General features: G+C 66.9%; 12 protein-coding genes and 1 pseudogene. 7 read left to right on the top strand and 6 right to left on the bottom strand.

Annotation, left to right across the window (positions count from 1 at the left end; all coding sequences use genetic code 11):
* Window positions 1-59: 59 nt before the first annotated feature.
* From ACOGW9_RS04405 to ACOGW9_RS04395, 3 genes are read right to left on the bottom strand one after another with little or no spacing between them, the layout of a single operon-like run.
* A complete protein-coding gene (locus tag ACOGW9_RS04405; protein ID WP_419908744.1) occupies window positions 60-2447 on the bottom strand; it encodes a molybdopterin-dependent oxidoreductase in 2388 nt (795 codons plus the stop codon).
* Complete coding sequence (locus ACOGW9_RS04400; protein WP_419853560.1) at window positions 2444-3544, bottom strand: LLM class flavin-dependent oxidoreductase; 1101 nt, start codon at window positions 3542-3544, stop codon at window positions 2444-2446. The genes ACOGW9_RS04405 and ACOGW9_RS04400 overlap by 4 nt, the downstream gene beginning before the upstream one ends.
* Window positions 3545-3595: 51 nt before the next feature.
* Window positions 3596-6091: a CoA transferase gene (locus tag ACOGW9_RS04395; RefSeq protein ID WP_419853561.1), complete on the bottom strand. Its 2496-nt coding sequence runs from the start codon at window positions 6089-6091 to the stop codon at window positions 3596-3598.
* 120 nt (window positions 6092-6211) lie between these two features.
* Between ACOGW9_RS04395 and ACOGW9_RS04390 the strand changes: the two genes are divergently transcribed.
* From ACOGW9_RS04390 to ACOGW9_RS04375, 4 genes are all read left to right on the top strand, one after another.
* Entirely contained in the window at window positions 6212-7378 is a 1167-nt protein-coding gene (locus ACOGW9_RS04390) for a hypothetical protein (RefSeq protein ID WP_419853562.1), read from the top strand.
* A gap of 150 nt (window positions 7379-7528) precedes the next feature.
* Entirely contained in the window at window positions 7529-10216 is a 2688-nt protein-coding gene (locus ACOGW9_RS04385) for a DEAD/DEAH box helicase (RefSeq protein WP_419853563.1), read from the top strand.
* Window positions 10098-10562, top strand: a complete 465-nt coding sequence (locus ACOGW9_RS04380; protein WP_419853564.1) for a hypothetical protein — start codon at window positions 10098-10100, stop codon at window positions 10560-10562. Before ACOGW9_RS04385 ends, ACOGW9_RS04380 begins: the two co-directional genes overlap by 119 nt.
* 129 nt (window positions 10563-10691) lie before the next feature.
* A complete protein-coding gene (locus ACOGW9_RS04375) occupies window positions 10692-13481 on the top strand; it encodes a DNA methyltransferase (RefSeq protein WP_419908719.1) in 2790 nt (929 codons plus the stop codon).
* 100 nt (window positions 13482-13581) lie between these two features.
* On the opposite strand, the gene ACOGW9_RS04370 is transcribed toward ACOGW9_RS04375, so the two are convergent.
* Complete coding sequence (locus ACOGW9_RS04370) at window positions 13582-13758, bottom strand: hypothetical protein (RefSeq protein ID WP_419908717.1); 177 nt, start codon at window positions 13756-13758, stop codon at window positions 13582-13584.
* Between the two features lie 37 nt (window positions 13759-13795).
* On the opposite strand from ACOGW9_RS04370, the gene ACOGW9_RS04365 reads away from it, so the two are divergent.
* The 3 genes from ACOGW9_RS04365 (at window position 13796) to ACOGW9_RS04355 (ending at window position 17945) form a co-directional block, all read left to right on the top strand.
* Window positions 13796-14092, top strand: coding sequence for a hypothetical protein (locus ACOGW9_RS04365; RefSeq protein WP_419908715.1), 297 nt, complete (start codon window positions 13796-13798; stop codon window positions 14090-14092).
* Window positions 14092-15714, top strand: coding sequence for a carboxyl transferase domain-containing protein (locus ACOGW9_RS04360; RefSeq protein ID WP_419853568.1), 1623 nt, complete (start codon window positions 14092-14094; stop codon window positions 15712-15714). The genes ACOGW9_RS04365 and ACOGW9_RS04360 overlap by 1 nt, the downstream gene beginning before the upstream one ends.
* Window positions 15715-15917: 203 nt before the next feature.
* Complete coding sequence (locus ACOGW9_RS04355; RefSeq protein WP_419853569.1) at window positions 15918-17945, top strand: acetyl/propionyl/methylcrotonyl-CoA carboxylase subunit alpha; 2028 nt, start codon at window positions 15918-15920, stop codon at window positions 17943-17945.
* A gap of 37 nt (window positions 17946-17982) precedes the next feature.
* Here the strand turns inward: ACOGW9_RS04355 and ACOGW9_RS04350 are convergent, their stop codons facing one another.
* Entirely contained in the window at window positions 17983-18435 is a 453-nt protein-coding gene (locus ACOGW9_RS04350; RefSeq protein WP_419908741.1) for a M24 family metallopeptidase, read from the bottom strand.
* A gap of 14 nt (window positions 18436-18449) precedes the next feature.
* Window positions 18450-18650: pseudogene (locus tag ACOGW9_RS04345) on the bottom strand (M24 family metallopeptidase); the annotation flags it as partial.
* Between the last annotated feature and the right edge of the window lie 144 nt (window positions 18651-18794).

The following is an 18794-nucleotide window of genomic DNA, read 5'->3' as shown; positions in this document are numbered from 1 at the left end:
GCACGTTCGTAGTGGACGAATGTTCGCTGCCGCTGGGGCACACCGAATGCGCGCCCGTTTCAGCTCTGAGTGAGCGGGATGATCTCCGGCGGCGAATACGATTCCACCGGGGGCGGCTCGCCGTCGTACCGTTCGACCTCGACGAGACACGTGTGCGCCGACGGCCCCTGCGCCAGGCGGCTGGTTCCGACGTCGGCGGTCAGCGTGTTGGGATTGCCGGCACGGCACGTGCCGTCGGCTGCAGGGTCGTACCAAGCGCCCGTCGACAGCTGGACCGCCTCAGGCATGACGGAGTCGTCGACAACAGCGCCTGCCAGGCACGCGCCACGATCGTTGTAGAGCCGCACCACGTCACCGTCAGCGATGCCGCGGGCCGCGGCGGTCGCCGGGTGCATGCGCACCGGCTCGCGGCCCGCCACCTTGGTCGCCTGGCTGGGAGCGGCATGGTCGTACTGGCTGTGCAGGCGGGCCCGAGGCTGGTTCGACACCAAGTGCAATGGCCAACGATCGCTCCCCGCGCCGCCCAGCCGCTCGAAGGGCTCCATCCAGGCCGGATGCGGCGGGCAGTCGTCGTAGCCGTAGCCGGCGATCGTCTCGCTCCACAGCTCGATCCGCCCGCTCGGCGTGCGCAGCGGCTTGCCCTCGGGATCGGCGCGGAACGCATCGAGATAGACCTGCGTGGGCTCCCCCATCAGCGCCTTGCCGGGGGCCATCGCGTAACCCTCGGCGCGGAACTCCTCATACGTCGGGGCCTGCGGATCAGCGGCACGGTGAATCTCGTAGATGACCTCGACCCACTCGTCGGCCGTGCGCCCCTCGGTGAACTGCTCCCCGAACCCCAGGCGTTCGGCCAAATGAGCGAAGATCCAGTAGTCGTCGCGCGACTCCCCCACCGGTTCGGCCACCGCCGCCATGGCGATCAGCATCGTCTCCGCACCGCCGATGTCATTGCGCTCCAACGGCGTCGTTGCCGACAGCACGATGTCGGCCCTCCGGGCAACCGGCGACCAGAACGGCTCCTGCACCACGATGGTCTCAGGCCGTCGCCACGCCCGCATCAAGCGGTTCAGGTCCTGGTGATGATGGAAGGGGTTCCCGCCCGACCAGTACACGAGCCGGATGTCGGGAAAGCGGCCCCTGCGGCCATCGAAGTCGTACGGCTCGAGCGGTCGTTCCAGCATTTCGGTGATGCGCGAGACGGCAATGGTGGGAGGCCCCGGCTGGCGCATCGGCACCGGCAGGCCGGGAATGCGCGCCCGCGTCTGCCCGGCACCGGTATTGCCCTGGGTGCCGAAGCTGAAGGCATATCCCCCGCCGGGCAGCCCGACCTGGCCGAGCACGCACGCCAGTGCGAGCGCCATCCAGTACGGCTGCTCGCCGTGGTGCGCCCGCTGGGTGGACAGGGACAGGTTGACGAGCGTGCGTTTGGCGGCCATCTCGTGTGCCAGCGAGACGATGTCATCGGCCTCGATGCCGGTCACCTCCGCCGCCCACTGTGCCGATTTGGGCGTGTCGTAGTCGACTGCGCTCGCCCATGGCGCCGGGCCGCGCCAGTCGCCACATGCGGCGGCGAAGCCCTCGCCCAGAAGATGAGCGCGCAGCCGGTCCCAGCCGTGGCAGCGGCTTGCCAGGAAGTCCTCATCGGCGAGCCCATCGGTGACGAGCGTGTGAATGATTCCCGCCATGAGCGCGACGTCGGTGCCAGGCCGGATGGGGAGCCAGCGAGCATCTGCCGACTTGTCGAAGTCGTCACGCAGCGGTCCGACGTTGACGAACTGCACACCCGTCTTGCTGGCGCGGGCGACCCAGTCGTTGTGGTGGTGCGGCCCCTGACCGCCGTAGGTCACATGGCTGTTGCTGGCACGCATGCCGCCGAAGCACACGAACAGCTCCGTGTGCTCGCAGATCACCGACCACGAGGTCTGCCGTGCCAGCCCGCCGTGATAGCTCGTGCCGACCATGTAGGGGAAGATCGCCTCGGCAGCGGCCGAGGAGTACGTGCCCTTCTGGTCGGTGCAGCCGCCGAAGAAGCGCATGAAGCGGTGCTGCTGGCTCGATGCCAGACCGAATCGTCCTGCGGAACCCCACCCGTAGGAACCGCCGAAGATAGACGAATTGCCGTGGTCGTCACGTACCCGGGTCAGCTCGGCGGCCACAAGGTCGAGTGCCGTGTCCCAGTCGATCTCGACGAATGGATCGTCACCGCGCAGGTGAGTGGCCGCGCCGGGCCCGTCGGCCAGCCAGGACTGCCGCACGGCGGGCCGCATCACCCGGTTCTCCGCGAAGTGGCGCAGCGACTCCCCCAGGTGGGACGGCTCAGGGTCGGTGGGATGGCCGCGCACGGCCACCACTTCGCCGTCGCGCGAGTCGACCAGGAACGATCCGAAGTGCGTCCCCATGGCCGTCGTACGCACGTCGGGCGCCGTCGCGCCGTCCGGCGCGCTCATGGGGCCGAGACCGAGACGTCGGAGGTGGCGGGCTCGGCCGCTTCCACGGGCCCCGTTGTGTCAACTGCCCGCCGCTGCCATGCCTGCATCGTCAGTTCGAGGCTCTCGATGCGCTCGGGCAGACCGAAGGTGGTGGTGTGCACCATTAGCTCGGCAGCACCGGTCTCGGCAGCGAGCTGCTCCAACCCGGCAACCGCATCGTCGGGATCGCCGACCACGGAGTTGCCGGGCATGGCGGCCGCGCGCTCCCATTCGGGATGAGCCTGAGCCTCCGCGGGCGAGTACAGCGGCCAGAAGCGGCCGGTGCGGATGCCCCAGCGTCGCAGCCGTCCCGGTGCCGACAGATGGCGGGCTCGCTGCGCGTCTTCAGCCACCACCGTCGCCACGCTCACGATGATGTACGGCTCGTCGAGCACGGCCGACGGTTCGAATCGCTGCCGGTACTGCTCGACGGCTTGGGCCGTTCCGCCGCCGCCGAAGTGATTCGCGAAGGCGAACGGCAATCCGAGGTACCCGGCGAGCTGCGCCGAATAGCCGCTCGAACCCAGCAACACCACCTGGGGCATGGTCTCAGCGGCCGGCGTGGCGGCGAAGTCGGACCACGGGCCGTCAGTAGTACGCACATCGCCGAGATAGCCCATCAGGTCGATGAGATTGGACGGGAAGTCATCAACCTGCCACGGGTCAGCCACGGCCCCGTGCGCGGGCGAGCCGCCAGAGCGCACGGCGGCCGCGCTGAGCCTGTCACTGCCCGGAGCCCGGCCGATGCCGAGGTCGATGCGGCCCGGATGCAGTGCCTCGAGCATGGCGAACTGCTCAGCAATGACCGCCGGGCTGTGATTGGGCAGCATCACCCCGCCCGAGCCGAGCTTGATCTGGGCGGTCTGCGCGGCCAGGTGCGCGATCAGCACAGCCGGAGACGTGCTCGCCACCGTGTCCATGTTGTGATGCTCTGCTACCCAGAACCGCCGGTACCCCAGCCGGTCTGCAGCCCGAGCCAGTTCAGCGGTCTCTGCCAGCGCCTGCGCACTGGTCGCCCCGTGCGACACCGTCGCCAGATCCAGCACCCCCAGCGGCAGGGGCTCCGCAGCACTCACGGCGTCAGGCTAAAGAGCCGTGCAGGCGGGTGCGCCCGCTGAGTCGAGGTGTCAGCCCAGCGCGCCGGCTGCAGCGGCTTCGGCGATCTCGTCATCGCTGAGGCCCAGTTCGCCGCTGAGCACGTCGTAGGTGTGCTGTCCGATCATGGGCGCCGCAAACCTCGGTCCATGGTCGTACCCGGCGATCTTGTACTGGTGGCCCGAATAGGGCACTTTCCCCATCCGGGGATGTTCCAGCCACCGATGGAAGCCGCGGTGCGCATACTGCGGGTCGGCGAGCAGGTCGCTGCTGCGCTGCACCATGCCTGCTGCGATCCCGGCATCAAGGAGTTGCCGTTCCAGCGAGGCTGCATCCTGATCGGCGGTCCACGCCGCGATCTCGTCGTCGATCGCATCGTGGGCTGCGAGGCGCCCTTCCACCGTCGACAGCTCGGGCGCTAGGGCCCACTGCGGAGCATCCATGAGCTTCACCAGCGTCGCCCATTGCTCATCGTCGGCGATGGTGATCGCGCACCACCGGTCCTCCCCCGCACACGGGTACACCCCCTGCGGGGCCATCTCGGGGTCGCGGTTGCCCATGCGGGTGGCCACGGTGCCGCTCTCGCCGTAGTCCGCCAGCTCGGGAGCCAGGAACTGCAATCCGCACTCGAGCTGCGCTGCTTCGATGACGCAGCCCTCGCCGGTTCGGCGACGGCGATCCAGCGCCGCCAGCAGTGTGGTGGTGATGATCCGCGGGGAGATGGTGTCGGTGTAGGCGAGGTAGGGGCCGTCGGGCGGCAGATCGGGCCAGCCCACGACCGGGTAGAAGCCCGCTATGGCGGCCGCGTGATAGCCGAATCCGCCGAGCGCCGACATCGGTCCGCCGCTGGCCAGCAGTGATGTGTGCACCACGATTGCCTTCGGGTTCAGCTCGGCGATCAGTTCATCGCTGGCGATGGTGCGCGCAAAGGTGCCCGGTGTCCAGGCTTCCACCACCACATCTGCCCACGCGATCATCCGACGGGCGATGTCGACGCCAGCAGCCGTCTTGAGATCGATGTCAATGCTCAGCTTCGACGTGTTGAACGTGCCGAAGAAGTGGGCCATATCGATATCGATGACGTCGTCTTTGAACGGCGGGTTGGCGCGCAGGCCGTCGAGTCGCGAGCTGGATTCGATCCGCACCACGGTCGCGCCGTGATCGGCGAGCGCCTTCGCCGTGATGGGCCCCACGCCGATCCAGCTGAAGTCCGCTACGCGCAGGCCGGCGAAAGGCAGATCGGCATCACCCACGCTCCACGCTGTCGGTTGAGCGGGCGCCTCGGCCGGCGGCACGGGATTGGCGCTGACCTCAGCGAGTTGCCACCTGATATCTGCGCCGTGCTCGTCGAGGCGTGGCGGCTGCCGCTTCGTGCCGACACGGACACCGTCGATGGTCGCAGGGCCGCCGGGAAGCTCGACTCCCGCCGCATCGCCCTCTTGCATTGACCGCCAAAAGTCGCGCACGCGCAGGTGCTCGAACTGGACAAGGTCGGCCACGGTGTGGACTGGCGCAATCGTCTCCTTCAGCACCATCGAACGCTGCAGGAGTGCGCCGTTCGTGTGCCGTTCGCACAGCCCCACCATCGCCTGGTACAGCTCGTCGAACGTCCGGCTGATCGGTTCGCCGGCTGCGGCACGCAGGTCGTAGGTGTCCCACTCCTCGGCTCGCCAGCTCTCGTCTGCGAGGCCTTCTTCGATGTACCAGTCGAGCAGCCGACCCGTCGCCACGCCCCGGGCGACACCGATCGCCCAGCCGTCCTGGGTGCGGTAGCGCATCTCGAGCGGCACGGCCAACTGCGCGACCGTGCCCGAGCGCTTGAAGTCGCGCCCGCAGATCGCGTGGGTCTCCATGGCATTGAGGAGCGTCCAGGTCATCGCCGCCTGAGCTGACACGCCGACGTGCTGTGCCGAGCCGGTGACGCGCATGCGGGCGTGGGCCATGAGCCCTGCCGCAGCGGCTTCCGCTCCCGCATGGCGCCACGCCTGAGCGATCGATGCCTTCACGGGCGCCCGCTCGAAGATGCCCTGCATGTTTGCCGGCCCACCGAGCGCCGCCAGCGACAGCTCCGAGGCCGGATCACCGCTGCGAGGCCCGTCGAGGCCGAACGGCGTGACCTGTACGTGAACGATGCTCTCGTTCAGTGCTGCGAGGTCGTCGTGGGCGTATCCGGCTGCAGCCAACGCCCCTGGCACACCCGACTCGTAGACAAAATCGCCGAGCTTGACCAGGGCCTCGAACACCTGCCGGTCGTCGGTGTCATCCAGATCCAGCACGATGGAGCGCTTGTTGGAGTTGTACGCGCAGAATTGCCAACTGCGCAGGTCGCCCGTCGGTCCCTGCTGCGGCCTCGGCGGCAGCGCCGCACGACCCGGAGTGCCGCCGGGCGGTTCCACCTTGATCACGTCTGCACCGAGCTCGCCCAGCATCCACGGCCCGAACTCGCCGCGGTGATCAGTGAGATCCAGAACGGTCATGCCCGCAAGCGGCGCAGATGCCGTGTGCTGGGTGGCTTCGGATGCCTTCATGTGGTGCCTGAACTCACGCTCGTGATGTGTCTGGTTCTGCGCCGGACGGAATGCCGCGCCGTGTGGGCCGGTACGACGATACGCAGGCGCTTGCCGTTGCGCGGCGGTTAGCTTGCCCGGATGGCCGACAGCCCGTCGCCGTGGCAGCACCCGCCCCCGCCGGAACTGACCGACGAGCTGCTGGCGCGGGTTCGTGCCGGCGGCGAGCACAGCGACGCAGTACGCAACCCTGACCTCGAGATCGTCGCCGAACTGGGGCGGCTCGGCCTCATGCGACTGCTCGTGCCGTCCGAGCTCGGCGGCGGTGGGCGCCACCCGGCCGAGTTCATCGAGTTCAGCCGGCGAGTTGCCTATGAGCACCCGTCAGCGGGCTGGGTCGCCATGACCTGCAACGAGGAAGCGGAGATCTTCGCCGCCTACCTCGAACCCGCCACAGTGGCAGAGTTCTACGCAGCGCAGCCAGATGCGGTCATCGCCGGCTCCGGCGTGCCCAAGGGAGTGGCCCGGCCTGCCGACGGCGGCTGGATCGTCGACGGCCGGTGGCCATTCGTGAGCGGCTGCACCGCAGCCGACTGGTGGGTCCTGGCCAACATCGTCGACGGCACCCGTCCGAGGCAACTGTGCTTCGTGCTTGTTCCGGCCGACACCAGCCTGATCGACGACACCTGGCACACCGTGGGCCTGCGGGGCACCGGCAGCCACGACGTTGTGCTGGATGAGCACTTCGTGCCCGACCAGCGGGCCTCGGTGGTCGAGAACTTCTCGCTGCCCAAGCCCAACGAGCACCCCTACTACCGCCTGCCGTCGGGATTGCGATTCCCCTTCCCCAAGACCGGTGTGGCATCGGGTATAGCGGACCGCGCCATCGACGAGTTCGCAGCCTTGGCCGACGCCAAGACCCCGCTGTACAACCGCTCGGCCCTGGCCCACCGGCCCGACGCCCAGGCAGCGATGGCCCGCGCCACCGCACTCGCCGGTGCCGGTCGCGCCTTCGTCGCCGAACTGCTGTCGGAGATATGGGAGACCGCTTCAGCCTGCGGCGATGTGACGCCGGCGCAGCATGCTCGGGCGCGCTTGGCGTGTTCGTGGAGCGTGCAGAACTGCATCGCTGCAGTGGAAACGCTGGTGACGGCCACCGGCAGCACTGCCAACTACACATCGTCACCGCTCGGCACCCTGCTGAACGATGTGAGGGCCGTCGCCGGCCACTTCATGGTCGGCAGCTACCAGATGGACACTGCAGGACGCATGCTGCTGGGCCTGGACCCAGACGATCCCAACTTCTGAGCGCCAGAACGGGCGATTCCTTGTCGCTGCGGCATAGATCCGTTCATTGCACCGACACATGGAGGCGCCAATGCCGGACGTTGTTGCACCGGTTCGTTAGTTTGCGATCCATGCGTGTTCGGCCGACTGGCTGCCGGGGCAGGTACTGCGGTGGCTGAAACAACAAGCGGCCCCGGTTTTGATCCGGCCGTCGATCCGATCATCTGCTCGCCTTACGCCGAGCCCGATCTGCATTGGCAGCTAGATGAAGCCGGCCGTGCCCTGGCCGGTCAGGCACCACTCACCGGGCGTCGCCCGTCCGCTTTGCTCCGGCCGGTACCCGACGACGCGAAGACCGGGATGCTGGCGATGGACTTCGACGCGATGTCGACGTCGAACAAGCTGATCAATGAGATCCGAAACCATGTCCGAACGTGGCGGCTCAGCGGATACGAAGGCACCACGTCAGTCACGCGAAGGCTCTTGGTGCACTGGGCGGAGGATTCCGCGCACCGCCAGCTTCGCCCGTTCTTCGCCCAACGCGAAGCCATCGAAACGCTGATCTGGTTGCGAGAGGTCGCCCGAAGGGACACACCTGAGCGCCGCGATATCGAGGCAGCAGCGCGCGACCACAACGACGGCATTGTCCGCTACTGCGCCAAGATGGCAACCGGTACCGGCAAGACCGCTGTCATGGGAATGCTCATCGCGTGGCAGACGCTCAACGCGGTGCGCTCACGCCGCAGACGCAACCTCCAGCACTCGTCGCGGTTCCTCGTGCTCACCCCCGGCCTGACGGTGCGTGACCGCCTTGCCGTCCTGCGGCCCTCGCACCCAGGAAACGTGTACGAAGAGTTCAGCCTCGTGCCGAAGGATCTTTGGCGCGACTTGCACGCTGCCCGGGTCGAGATCGTGAACTTTCAGGCGTTTCGCCGTCGCGATCCCACCGAATCCACCGGCGCCCAGAAGGCCGTTCTCGGCGCGGTTCGGGCCGATCAAACCGAGACGCCCGCCGCGATGGTGCGTCGCGTAGTCGGCGACTTGCTCAAGCGTCGTCGCACCCACGGCGACCTCGTCGTCATGAACGATGAGGCGCACCACTGCTACCTGCCTGCCACGGACGGACGAGCGAAGCAATCTGCAGAGGAAAGGAACGAGAACAAGATCGCCGCAGTGTGGTTCAGCGCCATTCGCACGCTGCGTGACATGGGAGCGCTGGGCGAACTGGACCGGTTCGGCGGCCAAGCGTCGCCGGTCTACGACTTCTCGGCGACACCGATGTGGATCGCCCGAGCCAATCGCGGCGAATCGCCGATGTTCGAATGGGTCACTTCCGACTTCGGCTTGATGGACGCCATCGAGTCGGGCTTGGTCAAGGTGCCGCGGGTGCCCATCGACGACGACACGGAGCAGGCGCGAACTGCGTGGCGCCGGCTCTACGACGCCACTCCGACCAAGAAGCTCCCCAAGCGCAGTGCCGATCCCGCCGTAACGCTGCCGCAACCGCTCGAAGACGCCCTCAGTGCCTCGGTCAACGAATGGCGCCGCACACACGAGGACACGCAGGATCGCCAGCCCACGCCCCCGGTGATGATCGTGGTGGCGAACACCATCGACAACGCGGTGGCGCTGTACGAGCACATAGCCGGTTGCGAGACCGCGGACGGGGCGCTGGTGGCGGGGCGGTTCGCGGAGTTCTCCAATGTGGTCGACGGAGCAGATGGTGCTGTGCCTCGCTGGAGAGCCGATCCGCGGACGCTGCTGGTCCATTCCCGGCCCGATGACGATGACGCCATCACCACGCGTTTCGCCAAGCTGATGCGCGAGCAGGCAGCCCACATGGGCGAGGACGTACCACCCGATGCAGTACGCGAGGCGCTCAACACTGTGGGCAAGCCAGGCCGGCTCGGGGCGGGAGTGCGCTGCGTCATCTCGGTGTCGATGCTCACCGAAGGCTGGGATGCCCGCACCGTCAATCAGATCGTGGGCTTCCGTGCGTTCTCGTCGCAGTTGCTGTGCGAGCAGGTGACCGGTAGGGCGCTGCGCCGCACGTCCTACGAATCGTTCCGCGACGAGCCCGGCAAGGAGCACCTCCTCTCCCCCGAGTACGCCGAGGTGCTTGGCATCCCATTCGAATTCATGCCTGCGCGGGGATCGCACCGCGGAACGCCGCCGCCAGATCGCACGGAAGTCCGTACGGTGCGGGGACGTGGCAACCACAGGATCACCTGGCCCCACGTGATCGAGTATCGAACAGTGGCGCCGCCCGCCGGGTTCGTTCTGGATCCCGCAGCGGTGCACCTAGCCGTGCTGAGCGAGGATGCCTCTGCCGAGTTGGTCGAGGTGGCAGGTGTAACCGGCGAGACAAACCTCCTGTCGCCCGACGATTGGCGTCGAGACAAGACGGCTCGCGTCCGCTGTGCCGCCGAGATCGCGAACCTGCTCACGGTTGCAGACAATGCGGCATCGCTCCAGGCGCCCGGCGAATCCGCCGACAGCTTGCATGGCGTCGGGCGATGCTCACTGTTCGCGTCGGCCTACCGCGCACTGGATGACTGGCTCGCTCATCCCGATGTGAAATGCGCAAGCGCGTCGGTGCTGTTGCGCCACAGGAACAAGCGCGAGTTCTACAACGGGCTCATCGCGGCATGCCGCTTCGCGGTGACCCCCCCCCCCCCCCACTTCGGATGTGGGAGAGGACGGCAGCCCCAACATGCCCGCGGCGCACTTGCGCCGAGCGGTGCTGGGACAACCATCGCTGGGCGATACGGCCGACGTCAGCTTCGAGACGACGCTGCGCCACATTCACGCGGCCCGCAACAGCGAGCTGTCGCATGCAGCGTGCCACTCGCGTCTTGAGCGTGACTCAGCACGCATCCTCGACAAGCATCCCGCAGTAGCCGCCTGGGCCCGCAACTTCAGCCTCGGCTGGTCTCTGCCGTACCACTTCGACGGTGCTTGGCGGAACTATGAACCGGACTTCGTCGCCCGACTGGCCAACGGGCTGAATGTCGTCATCGAGTGCAAGGGCATCGTCGACGACAAGGCGATTGCGGCCGAGCGATGGACGCGTGAGCACTGGATTCCCGCTGTTGAGGGCACTCCGGAGCTGCCCGCTGAGTTGCGCCGCTGGGCCTATGAGGTCATTACCGACGCCGCCCATCTGCCCGGACGTATCAACGACTTGGCGCAGGCGTCGCCATGAGAGTTTGCGCCCGCATGCAGCGGTCAGGCGTCGTTGGGCATCCCGGCTCTACGCGCGGCGATAGCCGGCCTGCACGCACGAACGCCACACCAGCCGGCCGCACTTGTGCACTTCGACGAGGAGACCATCATGGCGAAAACGCCGAACGAGTCTGAACCCGGCGCGTACGAACACGCTTCCGCGTCTCGCGTCAATCAGCCCACGGCCGAGACGGCGCCGCTAATGGGCGATGACGACCGAGCGCCAGCGCCGTTCAGCGCGTCGCGTCGGCTGCCCGAGGCCATAGCGCGGGCATACGAGGCGGCGGTCGACCGTGCCGATGTGAAGCTCGACCGTGATCTGAGCACGCACCCCGTGCTGGCCTGGGATCGTCAAGGCCCTACTTCGACAATCGATGGCGGGGAGCAGGCCGACGCCGAGCACGAGTTCTCCGGTGCGCCGCTGTACACCCGCGAGAAGGTCACACCGGCGTCGCTCGTGGAGCAATTGCGCCGGCCCGATGCCGCCCGTTCGTTGCAGCTCGACTTCGACGGCTTGGCCGACGACGCGGTCGAATGGGAGTGGTACCAGCACGCAGGTCACTGGCAGAACCGGTTGATTCACGGCGACTCGTCAGCGGTGATGCAGTCACTCATCGCCAAGGACGGCTTGCGCGGACAGGTGCAGATGATCTACTTCGACCCGCCCTACGGGCAGAACTTCAAGTCCAACTTCCAGACCTCAACCGGCAAGCTTGAGACCCCCGAAAAGCTCGACGGGCTGCCCGCGGGCGACACCGCCCCGCTACGGGCGTTTCGCGACAGCTACCGCAACGGCATCCACTCCTACCTCGACGGCATCCACGAACGCGCCGTACTCGCACGCGAATTGCTCACGGACATTGGTTCACTGTTTTGCCAGATCGGAGACATCAACGTCCACCGTCTAGCGCTGGTACTCGACGAGGTCTTCGGCCCGGAAAACCGGGTTGCGACCATCACTTGGCGACCAACCGGAGGCTCCTCGGCAAGGACGCTGCCAGAGAGCGCTTCGTACCTTCTCTGGTACGCCAAGGACAAGTCTCGGTGCAGATACCGGCAGCTATACGAGCCTCTCGACCGCAAAGGCGTCGCTGACCTGTTTGGGGGATTCTCGACGCCGATGGTCGAAGAAGTAGATCGCCGTAGCCGAGGAATGACGGCGCGGGAGCGAGAACGGCCAGAGGCTGAACTTCCGGCGGGTGCAGTGATCTGGAACCGAGAAAATCTCACTTCGATGGGCGCATCCACTACCGGTCGTACACGCTGGGTTGAGTACGATGGTCATAGGTACCACTGCGGGGACGGACGACAATGGCGCGTCTCCGTCCATGCCGGAGACGCACCAGTGTGTACCCCGCCGGACGACAATGGCGCGCGCACGGAGGCTTCGCCTCCGTGTCCCGATTCCGAGCCATGCGGCTTGTGCTGGCTCGGATGGACCAACCGTCTATACGGCACGAAGCGCGCGCTGTATTGGAAGCAATTGGAGTCCGAGACCGCCGGACGTCGGATTGACAATGTCTGGCACAACTCAGTGACGGTGCGAGGCCAAAAGCGTTATGTCGTTCAGACGGCTAGTTCAATCGTCGAGCGGTGCGTGCTGATGACTACCGATCCGGGCGATTTGGTGCTTGACCCGACGTGCGGGTCCGGGGTCACCGCGGATGTGGCCGAGGAGTGGGGGCGGCGCTGGATCACGATGGATGTCAGCCGCGTCGCCATCGCCGTCGCCCGTCAGAAGTTCATGACCTCCACCTACACGTGGCATCGCACCACAGATGGCGGCACCGACCCGGCTGCCGACTTCATCTGCAAGACGATGCGCAAAGTGTCCGCCGGTCGCCTCGCCGATCCGAATACCGACTGGAGCCATCCCGACAACATCATCAAGCTCGTCGACCAGACTGAGACCGAGGCCAAACGCGTCCGGCTCGCCAGCCCATTCACCGTCGAATCGCACTCCCCCTACTCGTACCTGCCCTTCGACGGCGCCTCGAATCGAACATCACCAAGCACAGGGGCAGACGAGGTCACCGATCTCGACGGCAGCGAAACGCCCATCGTCGACTTCGGCCTTGCCTCGGGAGATACCGAGAAGACGATCGTCGATGCGCTGTACCGATCGCCAATCTGCGATTCAACCGGCACTGTGCTGCTGCAAGTCATCGACCACGAGCGTTGGCCTGACACCCACCTCGCCTCCCACGGCGTGACATGCACACGGCCCGGCCGGGACACCGAGATTGCCGCCGCGCTGATGATCGCTGCGCCAGATGCCACCGTGACCATGGCACAGGCACAGCGAGCAGTTATCGAAGCGCGCCAGAACGCCGCCGATTGCGAGAACCTCATCGCGGTCGGTTTCGCGTTCGAGCCTGACGTGCCTGCACGCATCGGCGCATGCTCGGTTCACCGGGTCGTGGCGTCAAAAGATCTGCAGATACCCGAACTGGCTCGCAAGGATGCCGACGGCGGAACGTTCACACTGCTCGGGGAACCGGACTGCGAGGTGCGTCGCACATCGGACGGCACCTCGCTCACGGTGCGCCTGCTGGGCTGTGACGCATATGACCCGTCGAGCGGCATGGTGCGCGAGACCGACGAAGACGGCATCGATTGCTGGATGGTCGATACAGACCACGACCAGATGCAGTTCCTTGCCCGCCTCACCTACTTCCCCAACGGTGTCCGTAACAGTGCCGGACTCAAGGCAGCCATGAAATCGCTTGCCGGTGACCTTGCATCCGACGCCGAGGCGCAGATCATCTCGTTTCGGTCGCAGCCGTTTCCGATCCCGCCGGATGGACGGCCCATCGCTGTCAAGGTCATCACTCACACCGGTGCTGAGATGAACACCGTCATCCATCCCGACGCCTGGCTCGACCCTCTCATCGTCTGAAGCTGTATACGCCGTCGAAATTCGCTTGCAGCGAGCACGTCGCCGTTCTTACCGTGCCGCGCAGATGGGCAATGACGAGGATCCAGCGGCTATCACGCCGTCAGCGCGTCGCCACGGCGTGCCCGATGCCGACATCTTGCATGCCCTTCGTAACCCTCACCAGATCGACTTCGGAGACGACGGGCGCATCTTCGCCATCGGCTCCCGACGCGACGGCGCATTCCTCGAGCTCGTGATCGTGGATGACGGTGCCGGCGGGAAGCTCCGGATCATCCACGCGATGCCAGCGAGAACGACACGCCTAAGGTGAAGACATGCCTCTGAATCTCGACTTCTCGGGAATGACCGAAGAGGAAATCGACAGCTACTGCGAAGCGCATGCCGATGAGATCTGCGCGTATGCGCATTCACTGGACCCCAACCACACGACTCCGATGACCACAGCGGAACAGGAACTCTGGCGCTGTGCTCTGCGCGCCGCGAACGACGGCCAGCGCGTATGCGACCTAGTCGAGGAGGCACGCCGTACTGGCAGTTCACCGGAGCGCATCGCCAAGCTGCTCAGGCTGCCCGTCGATGAAGTGCAGGCTCTCTATAGCAGTACGGGTTGATGAGACAGTTCGAGAGCCGCATCGATACCGGCAGCAGCGAGTTCTCCAAGAACGCTGCTGCCTATGCCGACTTGCTCGTGACGTTGCGTGATCGCCAGCAGTTCGCCATCTCCGGCGGTGCGGGCCGCGAGCGCTCCATCGAGCGCCATCACAACCGGGGAAAGATCCTGCCTCGCGACCGGATCGATCTGGTGTGCGACGCCGACACGCCGTTCATGGAGCTGTCCACGCTGGCCGGCTGGGACATGTATGACAACAGCGCCCCGGGCGCCGGCATCGTCACCGGCATCGGCGTGGTCCATGGCGTGCCGTGGATGTTCATCGCCAACGACGCCACCGTGAAGGGCGGCTCGCTGCTGCCGATCAGCATCAAGAAGCACGTGCGAGCCCAGGACATCGCCGCCGAGAACGGCCTCGGCGTCATCTACTTGGTGGATTCCGGCGGGGCGTTCCTGCCGCTGCAGGACGACATCTTCCCCGACAAGGACCATTTCGGCGGCAGCTTCTACCGCCAAGCCCGGCTGTCAGCCCAGGGCTTGCCGCAGATCTCGGTGGTGCTCGGCGGCTGCACCGCCGGCGGGGCGTACGTGCCCGCGCTCAGCGACGAAGTCATCATGGTGTCGGGCATCGGGCGCATCTACCTGGGCGGTCCCCCGATCGTGAAGGCGGCCCTCGGCGAGATCATCGAGCCCGACGACCTCGGCGGGGCGGCGCTGCACACGCGCATCTCGGGCGTGTCCGACTACATGGCACCCGACGAGCGATCCGCCTACGGCAAGCTGCGCGAGCTCTGCGCCGCCGCCAACCAACGGCTGGTCGACCACCGGGAGGGCTGGCTGTCGTGGTCCGAGCCGGAAGTCCCGCATTTCGACCCGGCCGAGATCTACGGCGTGATCTCCGCCGACGACCGCATCGGCTTCGATGCCCGCGAGATCATCGCCCGGCTCGTCGACGGCTCCCGCTACGGCGAGTTCAAGCCCGAATGGGGTGAGCACATCACCTGCGGCTTCGCCCGCATCTGGGGCTTCCAGGTGGGCATCATCGCCAACAACGGGATCATCTTCTCCTCCGACGCTCTGAAGGCCACACACTTCATCGAGCTCTGCGAGCAGCGCCGGGTGCCGCTGCTGTTCCTGCAGAACACCACGGGCTACATGGTCGGCAGCGACTCGGAGGCAGCGGGCATTGCCAAGCACGGGGCGAAGATGGTTTCCGCTGTGGCCAACGCCACCGTGCCCCGCTACACGGTGCTCATCGGGGGCTCCTACGGCGCCGGCAACTACGGCATGTGCGGGCGGGGCTTCAACCCCAGACTCCTGTTTGCATGGCCGAACAGCCGCATCGCCACCATGTCGGCCGAGACTGCTCAGACAGTGCTGGTGGACATCCGCCTGGCCGGCATGCGCGGCACCGAGACCACCGACGAAGAGATCGCTGCCATGCGGGCCGAGGTGGCCGACCAGTATGAGCGCCAGAGCGACCCCTACTACGCCACTGCGCGCCTGTGGGACGACGGACTCATCGACCCCACCGACACCCGCGACACGCTTGGGCTCTGCCTCGCGCTAGCGGCACGCCAGGACGCCCCCGCTCCCGGCAGCGGCCTCGTCTACAGGATGTAGCTGGCTGTGTCTGTCACGTTCGACCCGCTTCGCTCCTCGCGCGCTCTACGGCAACGGCACCGCCGACCGCAAGCTCTACGCGTGTCTGTCACGTTCGACCCGCTTCGCTCCTCGCGCGTCTGCGGGCCGACGCACGTCGAGGCGGTGCTCGCGCCACACCGGCAGCGATGCCGCGCATCGGCGTCTGGCAAGGCAGGTCCGTCGTGAAGCTGCTGGTGGCAAACCGGGGCGAGATCGCGAGCCGTGTGTTCGCCACTGCTCGGCGGCTGGGCTGGCAGACCGTCGCGGTGTATGCCGAACCCGACCGCGATGCGCCTTTCCTGCGCGACGCCGATGAGGCAATCTGCATCGGGCCGGCGGCACTCGATCGTTCGTACCTGGACATGAGCGCCATCGTTGCCGCGGGGTGTGACAACCATGCCGATGCCGTGCATCCCGGCTACGGGTTCCTGTCCGAGAACGCGGCCTTCGCCCAGGCGGTCATCGATGCGGGCCTGGTCTGGGTGGGGCCGCATCCAGAGGCCATCGCTCAGATGGGAGCCAAGATCGAAGCACGTGCCTTGGCCGAGGCAGCCGGAGTGCCGACGATTCCGGGCGCGAGCGATGGCGACCTAGCCGCTGCTGCCGATCAGATCGGCTTCCCGGTGCTGGTCAAGGCGTCGGCCGGTGGCGGCGGCAAGGGCATCCGGATCGTGCGCTCGGCCGGCGAGTTCGACACTGCGCTGAGTGAAGCGCGCACTGAGGCGACGCGCTCGTTCGGCGATGACCGGGTGATCATGGAGCGCTACATCTCCCAGCCGCGGCACGTCGAGGTACAGCTGATCGGCGACCGGCACGGCAACGTCGTCCATCTCGGCACCCGCGACTGCTCGTCGCAGCGCCGCTACCAGAAGCTGATCGAGGAAGCCCCGGCGCCGAATCTGCCTGCAGCCACCCGCGACGGCCTGCATGATGCCGCGGTGGCGCTCGCCCGGCACATCGGGTACGACAATGCGGGCACGGTGGAGTTCATCGTCGATGCGGCATCCGGCGAGTTCTTCTTCTTGGAGATGAACACTCGCCTGCAGGTGGAGCATCCGGTGACCGAGGCGGTCACCGGCCTGGACCTGGTGGAACTCCAGTTGCGGGCGGCGACTGGCCAGCCGTTGGGCCTCGGCCAATCTGATGTGACGTTCACAGGGCACAGCATCGAGGCTCGCATCAACGCCGAGGATCCCTACGACGACTTCAGCCCGCGGGCAGGCCCGGTGCGCCACCTGTCGGTGCCTGCCGGCGTGCGTTGGGATGCCTCGGTCGCCGAAGGGTCCGAGGTCACTCCCTACTACGACCCGCTCATCGCCAAGCTGATCGTCACGCGCCCCGACCGGGCATCGGCGCTGGATGCGCTGCGCGATGCGCTCGATGGGCTCGTCGTGGGGCCCGTGCCTACCAATGCCGGTTTCCTGCGCTGGCTGACGGACATGCCCGCGCTGCGAAGCGGCGGGATGACCACCAACGTCATCGACGCACTGCAGCCCGACAGTCCCACCAGCGCACCCGGCCTCGGCGAGAAGTCTGGCGATGCGACAGAGCCACCCGGATCGGGAGCGATGCCAGCGCCACCGTTGGTGGACGATGCTGCACCAGTAGCGGCAGCGGCATGGCTGACCCGGCTGCGGTGCCAGCGGGCCGCCCAGCCAGCCGGCCCCTGGTCGGCGCTCGGGTCGTTCCGCCTGACTGAGCACCGTGCCGAGGCAGCAGTTCTGCTGCGTGACAGCGCAGGCCTGCTGCACGAGGTCAGCGCCGAAGCCATGAACGGCACCGGCAGTGACGCGCCGACCGGCCCGACGGCGAACGACCCGCGGCAAGCGCCCCCCAACCTCGCCACGGCCAGCAGCGCCAATGCCGGTTCCGTGGCGGTCAACATCGCCGGGCACACCGTCACCTTCGAGGTGCCCGACCGGTCCGACGCGTGGGCACCCACCGCAACCGACGACACCGGCTCGGTCGACGCTGTTGCAGCGCCCTTCCCCGCCGTGGTTGTCCAAGTTCCCGTCGTCATTGGCGACGTGGTGGCCGCCGGCGACGTGGTCGTGGTGGTGGAGGCGATGAAGATGCTCCACTCGTTGACAGCGCACGGGGCCGGAACGGTCGCCGAGATCCGCTGCAGCGCCGGCGACGCCGTCGAAGCCAACCAAATCCTCGTCAGCTTCGAACAGCACGGGCACGACCTGCCGCCCGATCCTGCTTGACAGCGCCGAGCACGCCTGACTCGACGGGTCCAGCCGTCTAGACGAGCCCGAGCGGGAGGGTCGTCAGCACCTCATTGCCGGTCTCGGTGATCAGCACCTGCTCTTCCAGCTTCACGCCCTCGCCGCCGGACCGCGCACCGATGAAGGCTTCGACACACATCACCATGCCCGGTTCGAGCACGCCGTCGTAGCCACCGGCGTCCCACTTGTGACGGTGGTAGATGGCCGGGTACTCGTCGCACAGCCCGACCCCGTGTGAGATGACCGTGTAGCCGCGGTAGCAGTCGGGGTCGGGGTACCACGCCTTGTCAGTGATCTCGCGCAGCGTGGCTCCGGGCTGATGCAGTTCGGAATTGCGATGGATCTGCTCGACGGCGAGCGACCAGCAGTCCTGTTGTGCCGCCGTCGGGGCGCCGCCCCCGCACCGCCATGTGCGCGACATATCGACGCACATTCCGTACGCGCCCACCAGATCAGTATCGAAACCCATGAGCTCCCAGACTGGACCCGACGGCTGCTGGCCTCGTGATACCAGGGGTTCGTTCTGGGCCCCGATGACAGCAGCCTCGTCTCGATCCACTCCCCGTAACGGCGCAGGCTCCCGGCCCACAGTTCCGCCCACAGATCGAACTCGCTCACCCCCGGTTCGAACATGGCTTGCATCTCGTCGATGGCAGATTCGCATGCGTGGATAGCGCAGCGCATGGCGGCGAGGTCGTCGGGACCCTTCACCGCACGCGCCAGTTCCATGATCGGACCTGCGCTCACCAGTTCGACGCCGTGGGATTCCAGAGCGCGATACCCCGTCAGATCAAGCTGGTCCACCGCCAGCCGCCGTGTTCCTCGGGT

This window comes from Candidatus Poriferisodalis sp. (genome assembly GCF_965203655.1).
In the GTDB taxonomy this organism is placed as follows: domain Bacteria; phylum Actinomycetota; class Acidimicrobiia; order Acidimicrobiales; family Poriferisodalaceae; genus Poriferisodalis.
This window is presented reverse-complemented; position numbering and strand designations above follow the sequence as displayed.

Coding starts and splice junctions, on each gene's coding strand:
- ACOGW9_RS04405 (WP_419908744.1), bottom strand. CDS start 2,447: ATGAGCGCGCCGGACGGCGCGACGGCGCCCGACGTGCGTACGACGGCC.
- ACOGW9_RS04395 (WP_419853561.1), bottom strand. CDS start 6,091: ATGAAGGCATCCGAAGCCACCCAGCACACGGCATCTGCGCCGCTTGCG.
- ACOGW9_RS04390 (WP_419853562.1), top strand. CDS start 6,212: ATGGCCGACAGCCCGTCGCCGTGGCAGCACCCGCCCCCGCCGGAACTG.
- ACOGW9_RS04375 (WP_419908719.1), top strand. CDS start 10,692: ATGGCGAAAACGCCGAACGAGTCTGAACCCGGCGCGTACGAACACGCT.
- ACOGW9_RS04365 (WP_419908715.1), top strand. CDS start 13,796: ATGCCTCTGAATCTCGACTTCTCGGGAATGACCGAAGAGGAAATCGAC.
- ACOGW9_RS04360 (WP_419853568.1), top strand. CDS start 14,092: ATGAGACAGTTCGAGAGCCGCATCGATACCGGCAGCAGCGAGTTCTCC.
- ACOGW9_RS04350 (WP_419908741.1), bottom strand. CDS start 18,435: ATGGGTTTCGATACTGATCTGGTGGGCGCGTACGGAATGTGCGTCGAT.